16 protein-coding genes and 1 pseudogene are annotated in these 18,625 nt (G+C 42.9%); 15 read left to right on the plus strand and 2 right to left on the minus strand.

Features of this window, described 5'->3' with window-relative positions; all coding sequences use genetic code 11:
* The first annotated feature begins 326 nt into the window (after positions 1 to 326).
* A complete protein-coding gene (locus tag AC1ECB_RS04235) occupies positions 327 to 1,631 on the plus strand; it encodes a DUF977 family protein (protein ID WP_485667604.1) in 1,305 nt (434 codons plus the stop codon).
* Between the two features lie 359 nt (positions 1,632 to 1,990).
* Here the strand turns inward: AC1ECB_RS04235 and AC1ECB_RS04240 are convergent, their stop codons facing one another.
* Entirely contained in the window at positions 1,991 to 2,560 is a 570-nt protein-coding gene (locus tag AC1ECB_RS04240) for a Fic family protein (protein ID WP_485667605.1), read from the minus strand.
* A gap of 307 nt (positions 2,561 to 2,867) precedes the next feature.
* Positions 2,868 to 3,035, minus strand: coding sequence for a hypothetical protein (locus AC1ECB_RS04245; RefSeq protein ID WP_156023726.1), 168 nt, complete (start codon positions 3,033 to 3,035; stop codon positions 2,868 to 2,870).
* 301 nt (positions 3,036 to 3,336) lie between these two features.
* On the opposite strand from AC1ECB_RS04245, the gene AC1ECB_RS04250 reads away from it, so the two are divergent.
* The 14 genes and pseudogenes from AC1ECB_RS04250 (at position 3,337) to AC1ECB_RS04315 (ending at position 18,595) form a co-directional block, all read left to right on the plus strand.
* A complete protein-coding gene (locus tag AC1ECB_RS04250) occupies positions 3,337 to 3,687 on the plus strand; it encodes an ArsR/SmtB family transcription factor (protein ID WP_485667606.1) in 351 nt (116 codons plus the stop codon).
* Positions 3,688 to 3,852: 165 nt separating this feature from the next.
* Positions 3,853 to 4,815: an MBL fold metallo-hydrolase gene (locus tag AC1ECB_RS04255; RefSeq protein ID WP_485667607.1), complete on the plus strand. Its 963-nt coding sequence runs from the start codon at positions 3,853 to 3,855 to the stop codon at positions 4,813 to 4,815.
* 83 nt (positions 4,816 to 4,898) lie between these two features.
* Positions 4,899 to 5,342, plus strand: coding sequence for a CGGC domain-containing protein (locus AC1ECB_RS04260; protein WP_485667608.1), 444 nt, complete (start codon positions 4,899 to 4,901; stop codon positions 5,340 to 5,342).
* Between the two features lie 58 nt (positions 5,343 to 5,400).
* Complete coding sequence (locus AC1ECB_RS04265) at positions 5,401 to 5,787, plus strand: YoaP domain-containing protein (RefSeq protein WP_485667609.1); 387 nt, start codon at positions 5,401 to 5,403, stop codon at positions 5,785 to 5,787.
* A gap of 157 nt (positions 5,788 to 5,944) precedes the next feature.
* Entirely contained in the window at positions 5,945 to 6,862 is a 918-nt protein-coding gene (locus AC1ECB_RS04270) for a Fic family protein (RefSeq protein ID WP_485667610.1), read from the plus strand.
* Between the two features lie 213 nt (positions 6,863 to 7,075).
* On the plus strand, positions 7,076 to 8,308 hold the full coding sequence (locus AC1ECB_RS04275; protein ID WP_485666396.1) for a site-specific integrase: 1,233 nt from the start codon (positions 7,076 to 7,078) through the stop codon (positions 8,306 to 8,308).
* The gene (locus AC1ECB_RS04280) at positions 8,305 to 9,255 is read left to right on the plus strand and encodes a tyrosine-type recombinase/integrase (protein WP_485666397.1); all 951 of its coding nucleotides are present in this window, start codon (positions 8,305 to 8,307) and stop codon (positions 9,253 to 9,255) included. The genes AC1ECB_RS04275 and AC1ECB_RS04280 overlap by 4 nt, the downstream gene beginning before the upstream one ends.
* Positions 9,248 to 10,294, plus strand: a complete 1,047-nt coding sequence (locus AC1ECB_RS04285; protein WP_485666398.1) for a tyrosine-type recombinase/integrase — start codon at positions 9,248 to 9,250, stop codon at positions 10,292 to 10,294. The genes AC1ECB_RS04280 and AC1ECB_RS04285 overlap by 8 nt, the downstream gene beginning before the upstream one ends.
* Positions 10,295 to 10,710: 416 nt before the next feature.
* The gene (locus tag AC1ECB_RS04290) at positions 10,711 to 11,250 is read left to right on the plus strand and encodes a GNAT family N-acetyltransferase (RefSeq protein WP_485667611.1); all 540 of its coding nucleotides are present in this window, start codon (positions 10,711 to 10,713) and stop codon (positions 11,248 to 11,250) included.
* Between the two features lie 219 nt (positions 11,251 to 11,469).
* Complete coding sequence (locus AC1ECB_RS04295) at positions 11,470 to 12,078, plus strand: TetR/AcrR family transcriptional regulator (protein ID WP_485667612.1); 609 nt, start codon at positions 11,470 to 11,472, stop codon at positions 12,076 to 12,078.
* A 438-nt stretch (positions 12,079 to 12,516) separates the two neighbouring features.
* Positions 12,517 to 13,088: pseudogene (locus AC1ECB_RS04300) on the plus strand (response regulator transcription factor); the annotation flags it as partial.
* 71 nt (positions 13,089 to 13,159) lie between these two features.
* The gene (locus AC1ECB_RS04305; RefSeq protein ID WP_485667613.1) at positions 13,160 to 14,458 is read left to right on the plus strand and encodes a TolC family protein; all 1,299 of its coding nucleotides are present in this window, start codon (positions 13,160 to 13,162) and stop codon (positions 14,456 to 14,458) included.
* Positions 14,433 to 15,542 (plus strand): efflux RND transporter periplasmic adaptor subunit, encoded by a 1,110-nt coding sequence (locus AC1ECB_RS04310; protein WP_485667614.1) that lies wholly within the window; start codon positions 14,433 to 14,435, stop codon positions 15,540 to 15,542. Before AC1ECB_RS04305 ends, AC1ECB_RS04310 begins: the two co-directional genes overlap by 26 nt.
* On the plus strand, positions 15,539 to 18,595 hold the full coding sequence (locus AC1ECB_RS04315; RefSeq protein WP_485667615.1) for an efflux RND transporter permease subunit: 3,057 nt from the start codon (positions 15,539 to 15,541) through the stop codon (positions 18,593 to 18,595). Before AC1ECB_RS04310 ends, AC1ECB_RS04315 begins: the two co-directional genes overlap by 4 nt.
* Positions 18,596 to 18,625 lie beyond the last annotated feature (30 nt).

Consider the following 18,625-nt stretch of genomic DNA (forward strand, 5'->3'; position numbering starts at 1 on the left):
GACAAGGCCGACAAATACGGGATTTTCGCCAAAGTTTGGGGCTGACTAAAGAAGAATTTGTCAAGCTATATGGTTTTCATGCATATACGGTTAAAAATGGGAAAATGATACTATTCAAATTTTGAAAAGTAGCTGGGTAAAATTGTTTGGTAATGAATAAAAAATAGCATCCAATTACGCTCTTCTGGATTTTAAACATGTGAAACCGCTTTTTCATATCCATCCAGTGCCTATTTCTCCAAGATTCTAACCATTCTAACCAAGTGATTGACAAAAGTGGTTAGAACGGTTAGAATATAGCTAGGAAATTTTTAGGAGGTAAATGGATGGATTTTCGGGAAAGCGAAACTGTAGAATTAAAAACTATCATTGTAGACGATATAAAAAAAGAGATTATAGCTTTTGCAAATTGCGAGGGTGGAAAAATTTACATAGGCGTTCAAGATAATGGTGAAGTTATCGGCATGGACGATCCAGATGGGGCAGCGCTTCAGATCAGTAACATGGTTCGCGACGCGATTAAGCCAGATTTGACAATGTTTCTTCATTATGAAACCTTGAAGGTAGAGGGAAAGAGCATAATTGCTGTTGATATTCAGCGCGGGACAGAACGTCCTTATTATATTGCAAAAAAAGGATTGCGCCCTGAAGGTGTTTATGTTCGGCAGGGCTATTCTTCTGTGCCAGCGACAGATACGGCAATCCGGCGAATGATTAAAGAAACCGATGGAGACAGCTTTGAGGAAATGCGTTCGCTAGAGCAGGATTTGACTTTTGAGGCGGCACAAAAAGAATTCTCAGAAAGAAATATTCTGTTTGGGCCGATTCAGATGAAAACACTCGGAATTATAAATCAGGATGGTATATATACCAATCTTGGACTACTTCTCTCCGAGCAATGTGTGCATACTATTAAGGCTGCTGTTTTTGAGGGAACCAATCAAAGTGTATTTAAAGACCGGAAAGAATTTTCCGGCTCTCTGTTTAAACAGATGGCAGAGGTTTATGATTATATCGATTTTCATAATCAAACCCGATCCACTTTTGATAAGTTGCGGCGTATCGATACTAGGGATTACCCGGAGGTGGCTGTCAGAGAGGCCCTCTTAAATTCCCTTGTACATCGGGAATACTCGTTCAGAGCCAGCACGCTCATCAGTATCTATGGCGACAGAATGGAATTTACCTCGATTGGCGGTCTTGTTTCCGGGGTAACATTGAATGATGTGCTGATGGGTATTTCTGTTTGCCGTAACACAAAGCTGGCAAACGTGTTTTATCGTTTGGAACTGATTGAAGCTTACGGAACAGGTATACGAAAGATTATGGATATTTATGAAGGCAGTGGAAAGAAACCGCAGATTGAAACATCAGATAACGCTTTTAAGATTATCCTGCCGAATCTCAACGCTCAGACTGAGAAGAAACAGCTAAGCGATGAAAGGGACACTCAAGAGGAAAAAGTAATCCAGCTCGCGAGGAAACAGGGTATGGTTACACGGCAGGAAGTTGAAAAGCTGTTAGGTATCGGACAGACAACCAGTGGCCGTCTGTTAAAGAAAATGATGAAAAATGGGCAGCTTATTCAGGAAGGTAAGGGGAAAACCACATGCTATCGGCCTTTTCAATAAATCTGTTTAGGTAATGATAGTTCTGGGAAAAATTTAAAAAGGCTTTAATGGCTTAAAAATCTAACCATTCTAACCAGTTTTGTCAACTCATTTGGTTAGAATGGTTAGATTATGAGTAGAAAGCTTGAAATAGCAAGCAGAGGTTTTTTAGCATCGTTTGTTTTAATTCGTATTTATGCGTAAAAGCCTACAATAATCTTTTTGGGCTTCTATGGTACATTCTGCAATCAATTTGATAAATGGTTCGGCATCCGGTTGGTTAGCACATTGTGATATACGAAGCGCCTCAATGTATTCCATCCTCAATACAGGCGGGATAGATACAATACCATATCCATAATGCATCAAAAATAGATTCATCAGCAGACGCGCTGTCTACCATTACCATCAACATAGGGATGGATATCAACCAGCCATTTATGAGCAAGCGCAGCCAGTTCAATAGGATGCACTTTTCCTGATAATTGATTTACTTTATTTATATATTCCTTCATCAGCCGTGGAACTTGTTCTGGCTCTGGTGGTAGATAATCGGTTCCAGTAATATAGACGGAAATATCACGATATTTTCCGGTGTTTTGTTTGTCAATCCCTTCGTAAAACAGGCGATGCAATTCTAAAATAATATGCTCTGTAATTTCAAAAGGTTTTTCTCTGACAATCTGAAGCATAAAATCATATGCTTTTGCGTGACCTATTGCTTCCAAACTGTCTTTCAGAGGTTTACCACCAGCTGTCAGCCCATCCTCCAATAGTATTTTCGTTTCAGAAATCGTAAGGGTATTTCCTTCTAGGGCATTACTGCTATAGGTTAAGCCAATTTTGAAATAGGCATCTAATTCCTTAATTTCTTCCGGTTTTAATGGACGTGCCGCTTGAATAATTTTTTTATACTGATCTGCCTTATTAAATAATTCTTGCTTGGTCATAAAATTCAAGTCGAGCAGATAACTCGACACTCCTTTCTGAGATAGTGTTTACCATATCCGCAGGAAATCTAGTTGATATAGAGTAGGGGATTCCATGACCTATGGCAACAATGTATCGAAGCATCTCTTGCGCTGATTTTTGCCAAGGGTCACGTCCGCTAATTCTGATAAAAATTATACCATGAAAATCCAAACGAAGGAAGTTGTCTTACTACTGCGAAAATTTACAACAAGTTTTTCTAAAACGTATTCGTACAATATAAAATAAGTAAGCGAAGCAGTCTTCTAATTGCTTCGCTTACTTATTTTACTTGAAAGAATTTTGGATACTGGAAACCAATTGTATTTTCTGTTCTTTAGAGCATGAGAGCTTTGTTATGTACTTCAAAACCGCTTCAGCATGAACGGCTGCAACCTTTTTTTGCAAATCGCGTAATCCCTCCGGGCTTCGAGGAGGGTGAACGATTACTTTCAAAAATACCTCCTCCTTTTGGTGGCTGATAAAGTTTATTCAAAAAGCTTTTGTCTATATTCCAAAGGAGCGGTATCAGGTTATCTTAAAACTTCACAAAAAAGGCTACGTTCATAAAGTCCGTAATATAGCCTATAGTAAAGAGATACTTTTATCGCTTACTGAAAAGGGAGTAACGGCATATCAGGCTCATAAAAAATGCATGAGACAATGGACGTGGAAATGGTACAGCAAGAAATATAACTTGACAAAAAGATATGATTATAAGACAATACTTATAGACTTATGTGGAAGAGGTATATTAATGCAAGATCATCTTAAAGAAATGGCTGTCGTCCTTAAAGCTCTCGGTGATGAGAAAAGATTAAAAATAATAAAAATGCTTGCTTCAAATAGTAATGAAACTTTTTGCGTTTCGGATGTGGCTCTGCAGCTTGGTATTTCTCAACCTGCCGTATCACAACACATAAAGGTATTAAAGAATATCGGTATTCTTGAAGAGAACCGAAAGGGTTTTAGAGTCTTTTATACAATTAATTCGGATGTTTTGAAAGAATATAGAAAAGATATAAACGAATTGTTTAGGAAAGCCTTTGAGAAATGTCAGTATAATTTTTCTTGTGACCAGTGTTCTTATAATAATAAGTGCAAATAGTAAAAGTATGATAAGAATATAAGTTATTGCTTATAGTCTTATGAAGTGAGGTGATATCTCTAATGTTCAATTACTGGACTTAAATTTCATAGCAGGAGGTGTTTACAAGAATTTTTTGCATAGTTCTTTAAATTAATTACTAACGTGTGGAAAGGTGGATTTTATATGATAAAAAATATACCATTGTTAGAAGTTGACGAAGTAAAAATAACGCTAATTATGGATAATACAATTGACTTATTTATGACAGGTAATGAAATTGTACATAGATTTGACAGTTCTAAATCCCCACTTACTAAAGATGATGGTTTTTCAGCACTTATAGCAGAACATGGTTTTTCAACGATGATTCAGGTTAAAAATGGAAATAAACAAGCAACTGTATTATTGGACGCAGGTATGAGCCCTAATGGCATCTTACATAATATGAGTTCTTTAGGAATTGATATAAATGACATACAAGCGATTATAATCAGTCATGGTCACGTTGATCATACTATGGGGTTGCCTAGTCTGGTTGAGAAGTTAGAATCGCATAAAATACCTCTTATATGTCATCCTGATGCTTTTTTAGGTAGAAAATTGATAATGCCGGGGGGCTATGAGGTGAATGTTTCAGCTCCTAAATTGACCGCTTCGCAACAGGAGAAAATTGTTTTTATTAATACAGTCGATCCAACCCTTTTGGGTGATGACATGATTCTTGTTTCTGGCGAAATTGCTCGAACTACTGATTTTGAAACAGGGTTTCCCATCCACTATACAAAACGTAAAGGGCAGTGGGAAAATGATCCGGCAGTAAAGGATGATCAATGCGTTATTGTGAATGTCCGGGGAAAGGGGTTGGTTGTGATTACCGGGTGTTGTCATTCTGGACTTATTAATACTATTCACTATGCTCAAACATTGACTAATTTTCAAAAAGTCTATGCCGTATTAGGCGGTTTTCACTTAACAGGCGGGATATTTGAAAAAATTATTCCTGCTACAATTACTGAATTACAAAAAATTAATCCAACCTATTTGATGCCGGGGCATTGTACTGGTTGGTCCGCTATTCACAAGATAGCACAGTCAATGCCCAAAGCTTTTATACCAAACAATGTTGGTACTACATTAGTATTCTAAACCGACCGCTGACTCGCGAGATTATTAATAAATTTGGAAGTATGCCATTAAAATTATCAAATGAATAAAAGGAGTAAGAATTTATGAAGAAAATAGCAATCATGAGTTGTGGCAATGTAAAGAATGAACTTAGTTGTTCAGCAGTAGGCTGTTTCAAATCATTCAATAATCGCAAGGGAATGTTTGAGCGGTATAAAGAGGATCAAGAATCACAAATCGTAGGTTTCGCTACTTGTGCCGGTTGTCCGACACTCTATGCGCTGGAAAAAATTTTAAAGAAAGTAAAGCCCCTGGTTGAACTCAGTAAAGCGGATACCATTCATTTTTCAAGCTGCATGGTTAAACTTTGTCCATTCGTCAGAAAGTACAAAAGCATTATTAATGCGACGTACCCTCATGTGGAAGTGGTGATGGGGACGGATGAATCTACGCCGCTGGAGACGATGAAGATAATGTTGAAAAACGTGCTTATTGATGACAGTCATGGTATTACTGAGGAGTTTAAAAAATATTTGCCAGCGGATTAATATCCGAAACATAACTACGGATATTCATAGGAAGAATATAATTCGTATCCGGGAGGGTATGAAGCTTACTGACCAATCATTTGCGAAAAAGTTCGGCTTTGAGGTTGTTGATACTACCGATAATGGATATGAATTGCTTGCACTTTCTTTTGATGGGACAACACCAAAGTTTGCACAAAATGCTAAAACCCAAAAAATTGAAAGCAAAGAGCTAACAATTTATTATGATATGCAATGCCCCTATGTCTATCAAAATATTGAGATGATAAAACAGTATTGTGAAATAAATGATGTTCCTGTATCTTTAATTCAAGTAGATACGCTACAAAAAGCAAAGGAATTGCCTTGTGTTTTCAATAACTGGGGTGTGTTTTATAAAGGAAATTTTGAGACAGTGAATTTGCTGTTAGATGTCAACTACTTAAAAAGAATACTCAAAAAATGAAAATACAATTCCGATTTACAATTTAGTTAGAACAATTGAATAACCGCTACTCTCGTAGTAGTACCATAGGAATAATATAAGCTTTTACACAGAGTAAATCATTTATATTATTCCTATAATGTGCTATACTATGAAAAAGGGCTAGGGTGGTGAAATAATGCAATACATTACGGTAAAACAGGCTTCGGAGCGGTGGGGTATATCCGACCGCCGCGTTCGTGTCCTTTGTTCGGAGGGGCGGATAGAGGGCGTCATTCAAAAGGGACGTTCCTACCTCATTCCGTTGGATACATTAAAACCGATTGACGGGCGCAGCCTGCGGGGCAAGAAGATTCCGGAACAATACGCTGCGCTCTTTGCATTTGTTGACGAGATGAAGGCGGAGCTTGACCGTCGGCGCCCATTGACCAGCGGGGAGCTAAAACGCTTGCAGGAAGAATTCCTCGTGGAATTTACTTACAACTCAAATGCCATTGAGGGTAACACGCTCACCCTGCAAGAAACCGCACTTGTTTTGGAGGGCATGACGATTGACCAAAAGCCGCTTAAAGACCATCTGGAGGCGGTGGGTCACCGCGATGCGTTCCTTTATGGCGTTTCACTTGTTAGTACTAAGGTGCCGATTTCAGAAAGGGTCATCCGTGAAATTCACTCCCTCGTCCTGATGAACAGGCCGGAGGACAAGGGAGTATATCGGAGAATTCCGGTGAAAATTATGGGTGCGCACCACGAACCTCTACAGCCCTACCTTGTCCCTGTTCAGATGGAGCAGCTGATTGCAGAGCTGCCCCGCGACAGCCGACACAGGATTGAAACGGCGGCATTGTTCCATTTGAATTTTGAAGGAGTCCATCCTTTCATCGACGGCAATGGGCGAACCGGCAGATTGCTATTAAACCTTATGCTGATGCAGGCGGGTTACCCGCCCATCAATGTGAAGTTTTTGGACAGGAGAAAATATTACGCCTGCTTTGACAGTTATCATCGGGATAGCGACGCTTCCCCGATGGTGAACATGGTGGGTGAATATGTAAAGGAAAGACTTTCGCAGTATTTGAGCCTGCTGCAGGATTGAAAACAGCCTCGTGATTTTTTGCCGCGAGGTTGCTTTTTGTCCAATATCTTCTTTAAGCCTTGACCTCTCACACCACTTATCCCGTAAAATCGTGCATCCCGATTATTGATCTGAAACCCTCATATAAAGCCCTTCTTCCGTAAAAATATCGGGATAATATTTTTCTTTCAGTATGCTGTATATTGAATTTATCAAATTCAATAGGAGGTTTACATGAAAGATAGTACGATTTTTGGAATCATCCAACAAGCATTAATGATTTTGGAAAAAGAAGTAGGATTAGCCCCATCTTCACTTGAAGTGATTGCATCACGTAGTTTTAAGCCAATCTCTGCTTTCTTCAAGGTAAAACAAGAAGAATTTTACAGTGAAGACTTGATAAACGAACTTGAGGAACTCTATAGAGAGAACCTGCAGGCCGGAGCGATTTCCCGAAATGTATTCAATCTCCGCACCCGAGGAATCAGGATACTGCGAGAAGTAGGCGAGACGGGCAGATTCGTTTGGAAAGGCCCCGCTTACAAAGATACTTTCGCTTTATCGGAGAACTTTGAGCGCATTATCGCCGGTGTCGCTGATGATAGTCACTCAGAACTCAGAAATCGTAATAACCAAACCATAGTCAGGCGCTTTCTTCTGTCGCTTACTGGCTTGGGAATCAGCGATATCTCTCAAATTAAGGCAGAGCATGTGCAGATGTTTCTGAGCGATATTTCGCAGACACGCGCAAAAAGCATGGACGATGTTGTCGGATCACTCCGTAAACTGGATCATTATCTCACCAGTTCAGGGGATTCAGGACTTCCGTATGCAGGCTTACTGATGGTGCCGAGAGCAAGAGAGAGAAAAATATATCCGTGCATGCCTCTGGATGACTTGAACTTAGTCATCAGGTCTATTGATCGAAGCACCGCGATAGGGAAACGCGATTATGCCATTTTGCTTTTGGCAGCAAGCAGCGGGATGCGTGCTGGGGACATTGCGAAGATTAAACTGTCGGATATTGACTGGCGTAAAAGCGAGGTCCAAATAATCCAAGGAAAAACCCAGATACCAATTAGCCTTCCACTGCAAAGAGCCGTTGGCGCAGCGTTGGCAGACTATATCCTGAACAGCCGTCCGGAATCGGAATCTCCACAGATATTTTTAAGAAGCCTTGCACCTTTTCAAAGCTTTAAAGATGGCGTTTCAGTAGCGTGCGTCTTGCGCCGACGTATGAAAGCAGCAGGGGTTTCACATAGGCTTGGTGATGGGAAAACGATGCACGGCATCAGAAGGATGCTTGGAACCCAGATGACAATGGAAGGGGTACCCATCACAACGGTCACACAGATACTTGGTCATCAAAACACCGGCGCGACAAGACCATATATTTCTTTGGATATTGAGGGCTTACGCGAATGCGCACTGGGGTTTGACTCTTTTGAGGAGGGCTCCAGACTATGAAAACGCTCAGCGAATATATTGAGGATATGCTCCTCTACAAAGAGTCCATTGGTTATTCCAGACGTTCCTACGAGTACGATTTAGATCGTTTTTGCAGATTCATAGAGTCAAAGCAGTTGAATGTGTCTGAACTCAAGGAAGACGTAGTTCTTAACTGGTGCTCACGGCGGGAAAACGAGTCCAAGACCGGGGCAAGAAGAAGGATTCAATCAATTCGGGAGCTGCTTAAGTACCTATCTGCAATCGGAGTCGATTGTTATGTGATCCCATCAAGTTTTCTCCCCAGGCAAGAGACACGAACCCCATATATTTTCACAGATAAAGAGATGTTGAGCATTTTCAAGGAATGCGACGGGCTTCCACCTAATCTTTGTTCTCCGCATCGGCATCTGATTCTTCCTGTATTATTGAGATTGATCTATTTCTGCGGCCTACGCCCGAACGAAGGTCGGGAACTGCAGGGCTGCGATATTGATTTCGACAAAGGCATACTGCTAATCCGAAAAAATAAATCCCACAAAGAACGCTATGTCGCCATGTCCGACGATGTATTACAGATGTGCAAGAATTATCAATCAACTGTTGCAGAGATTTTCGCCAACCATATGTACTTTTTTCCATCAACAAACGGCGCGCCATTTAATCGGCGTTGGCTTGCCAGACAGTTTCAAATGATCTGGAGTAAAGCCCGGGGAACTGGCAATGAAGCAAGCGCTGTTACTTATGATCTTAGACATCGCTACGCTACGACAATGATGATGAAATGGCTGGACGAAGGCGCGAACCTTTACGCCAAGCTCCCGTACCTGAGTGCGTACATGGGCCACACCCACTTTTCGGACACGGCATATTACATCCACCTTTTGCCCGAAAGGCTCATTCGTTCAACTGCTATTGACTGGAGCCATTTTTCGGATTTGATCCCGGAGGTGGCCGAAGATGAATGAGAAGAGCACTCGGTTTTTCAAGTTGGTGAGAGACTTTTTGACGGTATATCTCCCCGATCAAAAAGCTGTGAGCGTCAATACAGTTAAATCATACCGTGAATGCCTTAACCAGTTGTTACGCTACATTTGCGATAGAAATGGGATCAGTCTGGGAAAACTCAGCTTTGAGCGCCTTTCCAAGGAGACTGTCGAGAATTATTTAGGGTATCTTGAAAAAGAACGGTATTGCAGTGTTTCCACGCGCAATCATCGGCTCGCATGTATCCGGTCATTCGTTAAATATGCCGGTGCCAGGGATATTGGTGTTCAGGCATACGTCAAAGATTTGTGTACTATCCCTTTAAAGAGGGCAGCAAAGACTACCGTCATTAAATTCTTCAGTGAAGCTGCGTTGAAAACAATACTTGAGCAGCCAGATACCAGAAAGAAGAAAGAGTTGCGAAACCTATTCTTTATGATACTGATGTATGATACCGGAGCCCGAAACCAAGAACTGCTGGATCTCAAGCTAAGTGACATTCATTTCGAAGGGAAATCTCCCTACGTTGTCATTACCGGAAAAGGCAGAAAAACGCGTTTGGTGCCGGTAATGCCCAAAACCGTTGATCATTTCAGAAAATATGCTGCAGTTTTTTACCCTGAACACACTTCTGACGATTATCTTTTTTACACTGAGCGTAAAGGGCGCCGATTTGCAATGTCGCCAGACAACACAGAAAGATTCATCAAGAAATACGGTGTCGCTGCTCATAATATGAATCCTGAAGTTCCTGAGTCGCTTCATTGCCATATGTTTCGCCATAGCCGCAGCATGCACTTGTACAGAAGTGGTATGCCAATGGTATTGCTGGCTGAATGGCTCGGGCATGCGCAGATTTCATCGACCTTGATTTATGCGAATGCTGATACGGAAATGAAGAAAGAGGCCATCCAGAAAGTTACTTCAAAGCTGAACCCGCTGGTGTCTGGAGAAACCACATATCTTGAATGGGAAGATGATGAGGAATTAATCAGGCAGCTTTACGGACTGAGTCGCTAAATATTATCCCGATATTATCATGAAAGAAGGGCTTTATATGAGGGTGTGATGCCGATAATCGGGATGCCGCATTTTGCGGGATAAGTTCTGTTATCCCGTTAACGGGATAACAGAACCGTACATCAGGCTGTCTAGCAAATATATTTTCATTGTCTAGGTTATTTGAAAAGGGAGTGGGAAAATGTAAGTAGTATGGAAAGTATCAAAAGCAGGATTTCACGGGTCTGCCTAATTCCGTTAGGTTGCCTCACTTAACTTTTTTCTTGACATTACAAATGCTATTCTATAAAATTATACTGACTTTGGTCAGTTTCAATGCTATTGTTATACTATTTTAAATCTCTTTGACAATAGAATCAGTAATACCGATTAAGATGGGAATTTTTAGTAATATACACGTATAGGAGACAAAATTTATGATACAAGCTAACATAGAAAATATAGTTACATTAGAGGTTGCAAAAAGAGAGGAATTGACAAAATTTAAAAAAGACATGCAAAAAGCATTTGCAGTTGCAGTGGTTGAAACATTTGGTTCTAACTTAGATGAGCTAATTCCTTCTGATAAAGATATAGAAGAATCTTTCAATGCTACTGGAGCTGTTGTTTATCATATTCTCTCAAATGGGAAAAAGGCAGGCGGTGTTGTACTTGCTATCGATGAAATGACACAACATAACTCGTTGGACTTTTTTTTTATAGCAGTAACTGAACACAGTCGTGGTATTGGCTTAAAAGCTTGGAAGGCTATTGAAGAAAAGTACCCTAAAACCCAAATTTGGGAAACTCACACACCGTACTTTGAAAAACGTAATATTCATTTTTATGTAAATAAATGTGGCTTTCAAATCGTAGAATATTTCAATAAACATCACTCTGATTCGCATACACCAATTAACAAAGACTTACCAGGAGGCGAAGATTTCTTTAGATTTGAAAAGGTCATGAAACGATAAATTCTATTTATAAAGATACTCCAACAGTAACCCATTCCGAACTGCTGGAACCAAATATCTTTTATTCAGATTTATACAATAACCAGTTCGCATCAACTGCAGTATAGAAGAGGTCACACTCTGTGAGAAGGACGAGTTAAGGGATAGTGAGGTTCCTTTAAAGCAGGGAGAAAGTCTTCTTATTTGTAGGTTTGACCTAGTTAGGAGGTAATATTTATTATGAGAATCAGGAAAGATCCCAAAGTTCGGCAAAAAGAGCTGATTGATGCAGCCTTAGAGCTATTTTGCTCTGCCGGTTATAAAAAAACAATGATTGTTGATATAGTCAAACAGGCTGGTGTAGCCAAGGGAACCTTCTTTTACTATTTTTCCACCAAGGAAGCCGTTTTAGAAGCCGTATGTACGCGCTGGGCCTCCGAGATGGCAGCCTCCTTTCAAATAAAAAGTCAATCGCACACAGCAATAAAAAAACTGCAAATCTTTATTTTGGAATTAACACTTCCTAGTCAAGTGGATGTTATTATTGACAGGCTATGGGACGAAAAAGAATTTAATTTAGTTTATACAATTTGGCAGAAACAGGTTGAAACTGTCTTTAACCCGCTTTTGCGTGATATCATCCAGCAGGGAAATCAAGAGGGAAGCATGCATGTAGACTATATAAAGGAAACTATTGCTTTTTTCTGGAGTACAGTAGATTGCTTATTAGAAATTAGTGATCTAAAGGAACCAGCGGAAATCTTTTTTATGAAAACAAAAATTACCGAATCTGTGCTGGAACGAATTCTGGGAATCGAGGAGGGAAAACTCGAATTATCCATTCCCTAAGTTTAAGTTGCGTAGGAATGTGCATCTTTTTTTACCACATAACTGACCTTGGTCATTAATTAATGAAACAACAATGTTGAAAGGAAAGAAATCATGACGTGGGAAAACCGTGTTAATTATATGAGGCATAGTTCTTCTTCCTTTCATAGTTCTTCTTCCTTTCATAGTTCTTTGTTAAAGCATAACAAGCATACCAGATACGTTCGCAACTAATCCGGTGTTTTCATAAGGGCTGGCAGAAAAAGACTCTGAAAGCAGCAGCTTATCGCCAGAATACGCAGTGTCTATATACTGACTTGCAGGCGGAGAAAAGAGTAACGTTAACCGATGATGCTGTTCGGACTTTGATACACTACTTGTCGCCGTAATATTTTTTGCCTTTTAACTGACCCTGTTCAGTAGGCGAGTAACCAATTGGTGATGATACTGATGTTCAAGAATCCGTATGATGTGTTAATCCTGGATTTTGATTGGAGAATGCCCGAAAAAACTGGCATTGCCGTCTGTGACCAACTGCGTAAAGGGGGATATAGCGGTGCTGTTTTGATACTGACCGCAAAAGATTCTGTTGATGACCGGGTACTGGCCTTAGATACGGGAGCCGATGATTGTTTTGTCAAGCCATTCGAGTTTGCGGAGCTGTTCGCTAGGCTTCGCGCCTTGGCCAGCGCAGTAGAGTGGGGTTAACAGAAGATATCCTGCAGGTTGGCAGCTTAATCTTTAATGGCCTGACGCATTGCGTACCGCGGGGTGATACGGAAATACAGCTTACCAGCCGTGAATTTCAATTGCTTGATCTGCTGGTTCGTAACTGGGATCATGTAATTCCGCGCGATGTTATTTTAGAACGAATTTGGGGATTTAAAACAGATGTATCGTCCAATAACCTGGATGCCTATGTACGGCTGCTGCGGCGAAAACTCAATGCATTTGAGGATGTAGTTGCCATAAAAACTGCTCGGAGCCTTGGCTATAAGCTGGAGGTCCAGGATGTCTGCAAGAATTCGTAATAGACACTGTATTTCCCGTACTGACAAGTATCAATACATAAAACATTTTTTACAATAGAAAGGAATAACTCATGAACCTAAAAAAAACATCGATTTTATGGGGGATGACCCTTATTTTTTGCGGCATGCCCAACTTAACCTATGCCCAACCGGCGCAATTGACGATAGCAGACAGTATCCGGCTGGCTCTTATGCATAGTCCGGCGATAAAAGCGGTCGAAGCGGAAACAGCCAAAGCATCCTGGCTGATCAAAGAAAATCACTCAACCTATTTGCCCATTTTCAGTGCCAACCATGTGCAAACCCAGAATTACCCTGGCACCGCTGATTCGCCATCCACTTCTCGCTCTTCATTTATCGAGGCAAAAACGACCTTATACAGCGGCGGGCTCAACGAAGGTCTCACTGCCCAGGCTAAGGAGTTTTACACAGGTGCACAGTATAATCTCGCACATACCAAACAGCAAGTCATCACCAATACATATCTGGCCTATTATAATGTCCTGCAGGCCGAAAAAAACGTGGGCCTCGCCACTGAGGCGGTTCAGCGCCTGACACAACATTTGTCCGTCGTTCAGGCGCAATACGCTGAAGGAACTGTAATAAAAAGCGATGTGCTGCGGACTGAAGTCGAGCTGGCCCAGGCCAAGCAAAACCAAAGTAAAGCTCAAAACGCTTTCAGACTGGCTAACAGCCAGCTTACTACCCTGCTCGGACTTTCTGACGATCTGGAGATAACATTAGCTGACACCGGCACAGTGTCAGCCTATGAGGGTCCTGTAGCCCAGGCCATTCAAATCGCATTAGTGCAAAGAGCAAACCTTAAACAAGCCTATCAGGAAGAAAAAGCCGCCCATCAGGGCATACAAATAGCCAAAAGCGGTCAATTGCCTACGGTAAGCTTGTCGCTCAAAAAAGATTGGCAAAATCAGGAGGCCTCCGTTAATCCGTGGTCCGCTCAGGTGGCCATATCATTCAACATATTTGACGGCAGCAAAACCAAAGCCAAAATCAAACAGGCCGAGTGGGAAACCGCACAGAAACATGAGCTCCTGCAGCAAAAAACGGAGCAAGTCACGTTAGAAACCAAAGAAGCCTATTTCAATATGCAAAATGCCCGCACGGCTCTAGACATTGCATCTCAGGTTGTTGACAAAGCGGAAGAAGATTACGCGATTGCTCAGGTCCGCTACCAGTCTGGTATTGGCATCAACCTGGATGTCATCGACTCACAGGGTGCACTGACTTCAGCTAAACTCAACTACATTAACGCCTGCTATGACTACAACAAGTATACTATACAGTTAGCACAAGCTATGGGCATTATTACGGAGGTTTATATCCATGATAAAAAAGAAACCACGCGTTAGAATGTTGATGATTATACTGATTTTGACACTGCTTACCGGTACTGTCGCCTGGCGAATCTACAATGCTCAGCAGCAGGCCAGCCTGATGATACAGCCCCTGGCGGTCACTACCGCTGCAGTGAGACAAACGACAAAGCCAAACACACTCAAATTAGCAGGTACAGTGGAAGGCCTAACCTCCGCTATCATCAGCAGCCGATTTGCCGGCAAAATCGATCAGATACTCGTCGAAGACGGCCAGGCCGTTCCTAAAGGAGCGACACTCTTGACACTGGATACCGTAGAATTGGCTAATACCGAACGCATCGCCCAAAATAACGTCCGGCAGACTGAGGCCAATTTCAATACCGCCCAGGCCGATTATCAGCGCTATTATAACCTATATGCGAAAACCGCCGTTACTAAACAACAGCTGGAAAGTGCCCAGGCCCGAATGATTACCAGCCGTACTGAAGTCGACAATGCCTATGCCAATCTGAATAATGCCCAAAAGCAAATCGCTGACGGCAGCATCATAAGCCCGGTAACCGGTGTGGTCGCCAATAAAGCGGCCACCATCGGTCAGGTCGTTTCACCCGGCACTGCACTCCTTACCATAGAACAAATTGACCAAGTGTATGTTGTGGTAAATATTGAACAAAAAGACATTGTCGCAGCAAAACTGGGAACTGCTGTAACTGTTACAGTAGACGCTTATCCCGACCAGGCATTTACCGGAACGGTGGCTGTTATCAATCCGGTGGCAGGCAACGAAAGTCGTATGTTCCGGGTTAAAATCAAAGTCGATAATTCCGAACAACTGTTAAAACCAGGCATGTTTGCACAGGCGACCTTGACATCGGGTGAGCCGCAATCCGTTTTGGCGATACCGCGAACCGCTATGATGGCCCAAAAGGGCTTGCATTATGTCTATGTTGCTGAAAACGGTCAAGCGAAAAAAACATTGGTGGAAACCGGCGATTTGATCGACGATCTGATTGAGGTCAAAGCAGGACTCAAGGCAGGTATGGCTGTGGTGATCGACAATCTGGATAAAATTAAAGACGGTGATGCCTTACTGAATGAAGGGGGTACCAGCCGATGAGCTTACCAGAAATCAGCATCAAGCGGCCGGTCTTTGCCACCGTTACCCTTCTCGCCCTTATTCTATTGGGCATTGTCAGCTACTTTCGCATGAACGTGGACGAAATGCCAGATACAACTCTCCCTTATGTATCGGTCAGCATTATCTATGAAGGTGCGCAGCCGGAGCAAATTGACGCCCAGATTACCAAAAAGGTGGAAGAAGCGGTCGGCGAAGCCAAAGGAGTAAAACATATTCGATCTACCTCTAGAGACGGCGGAGCGGAGATTGGCGTTGAATTCAATCTGGACATTGATCCGGCCATGGCTACCCAGGATGTCCGGGATAAAGTCAGCGCCATTCGCAGCGAACTGCCTGACAATATTAAAGAGCCGGTTATCGAACGCTTCGATATGAAGGCGGCTCCGGTCGTCGCTATTGCGCTTACCAGTGAAACCGTCACTCTCCGTGAATTAAGTATTTTAGTAGATGACGTGATTAAACCCCGTTTGCAAAAAATTGCCGGCGTCGGCCAGTTAAAAATAACGGGCCTCCAGAAACGCGAGATTCAGTTGTTGCTAGACCAAGACAAACTGACTGCTTTCGGTTTTTCCACACCGGAAGTTACCCAGCGCTTGCAGCAGGAAAACCAGGACATTCCCGCCGGTAAGCTTACGGCAACCAAGCAGAACTTATCGGTACGCACAGCAGGAAATTTCGAAGATCCTCAGGATTTCCGCTCCGTCGTAATTGGCACCAGAAACGGCGCACCGGTATATTACCGGCAAATCGGCACCGTCAAGGATGCGATCAAGGAAATTGAGACAATTGCCCGTTACGATAACCAACCGGCCATCGGTCTTGAAATCGGCAAACAATCCGGCGCCAATGCCGTAAACGTAGCCAAACAAGTAAAAGCCGAACTGGAAAAAATTCAGCAAAGCCTGCCGGCGGGTATCGCCTTACATATGGTTCGCGACGATGCCCAGCGCGTTGAGGACTCTATTCATGAAGTTTGGTTCGATCTCATAATCGGTGGCTTCTTTGCCGTTGTTACCGTGCTGTGGTTTCTGGGCGACTGGCGCAGTACCGTCATCAGCGCTATAGCCATTCCCGCCTCCATTATGTCCACATTCTTCTTTATGAAATTAGCCAATTTTTCTATCAACAGCATGTCTCTCATGGGGTTGTCGCTGTCGGTCGGTCTCCTGATTGATGACGCCATCGTCGTCATTGAAAATATTATCCGCCATCGGCAAATGGGCAAGCCGGCCCTTGAGGCCGCTGCGGAAGGAACCAAAGAAATTGCCCTGGCAGTTATGGCCACAACCTTTACCGTCGTCGCTGTATTTTTCCCCGTCGGCTTTATGTCCGGTGCAAGTGGACAATTTATCAAGGAATTTGGATTGTCGATTGCCTTTGCCGTTCTGGTATCTCTCTTCATTTCCTTTACTCTGACACCGATGATGGCAGCTTTATATCTACCAGTGGGTCAGCAGCATGCCTCAGGCCGTTTGGGCCAGTGGTGGGCCAAGTGGAATGGCTGGTTTGAACGTCTTACAGACGCTTACGCTGTGTTACTGAAAAAACTGCTCCATCAGCACCAGAAAAAAGTACTGGCGGGAGCACTCGCCTTGTTTATGCTCAGCATGATGCTGTTTCCGTATCTGGGCTCCTCCTTCATGCCTATCACTGACCAGGCACAGTTTACCGTGAAGATAAAAAGGCAGGCCGGTCCAACAGTGGAGGCGTTGGATAATAGCGCCCAGAAGATGATAGAAGAACTCCGGTCACTTTCTGAAATCCAGCATATTTACAGTACTTCGGCCGACGAAGAACAAACATTGTTTGTCAAACTGGTGCCCAAAAAAGAACGGCAGCGCAGTCAAGCTGACGTTATCAGTGAAGTGCGCCAAAAACTCAACAGTCTTCCCGGTGTCCGGATTGACATAGAGCAAGGAGACGGTAAACCCGTTACTGTTTCGATAACAGGCGATTCCGTGGAAAAGTTAGGGGAAATCGCCAATGAACTGCAGCAAAGAATGGAAAACATACCTGGCGTGCAAGACATTGTTACCAGTCACCGTCCCGGCACCCCAAATCTAAATATTACAATCAAGACAGAGCGGGCCAATGATTTGGCTGTTTCCACTGCCACCATCGGCAATAGTCTGCAAACGCTGCTGGCCGGAACGGTCATCGGTAAATACAGCGACAGCGACGAGCGTGTCGATATCCGCGCGCGCCTGACCGCGATGGACCGCAGCCACCCCGAAAGCCTGAATACTATCTATGTACCCAGCGAAAAAACAAAAGCCGACGGACAAAAAATGCTCATCCCGCTGTCCCAGGTAGCCGAGTGGCAATATACGACAAGCCCGGCGGAAATTAATCGCTATGACCGGCAAAAAGAAATCCGCCTGACCGCCAATTTGGAGAAAACAACCCTCGGCGATTTTGATAATCAGTTTTACCCCAGTATACAAGACATCCTTATACCTGTAGGCTATCAGATCGGTGCTGCCGGCGAGTCAGATGATATGGATGAATCCTTCTCCAGCATGGGGGTCGCCCTAGCTCTTGCTGTTGCCTTCATCTTCATGATACTGGCAGCGCAGTTTGAAAGCTACATTGAACCGTTTGCCATCATGTTCTCCTTGCCTTTAGCCATCATCGGCGCCTTGATTGGATTATTCTTGGCAGGTAGCGCTCTCAGTGTGATTTCGGCAATCGGTATTATGATGCTAATGGGACTTGTCACCAAAAATGCTATTCTCCTCATTGACTTTGCCAAACAACGAATGCAAGATAATGTCCCTTGTAATGAGGCATTGGCAGATGCAGCTCGCATCCGCTTGCGTCCCATACTAATGACCAGTGTCGCGATGATTTTTGGAATGCTTCCTATCGCATTAGGCATTGGGCCAGGTTCGGAAGCGCGTGCTCCCATGGCACATGCCATCATCGGCGGCCTGATTACCTCGACTCTGCTCACACTGGTAGTCGTACCTGTCGTCTATTCACTTATTTATGACTGGAAAGCGCGTAAATCTATTTTTTCTCAATCGGAGTAGGTGAATCTTTTAAATTAACAAAGGGATGCA

The organism is Sporomusa sp. 246TCP1, from assembly GCF_057319775.1.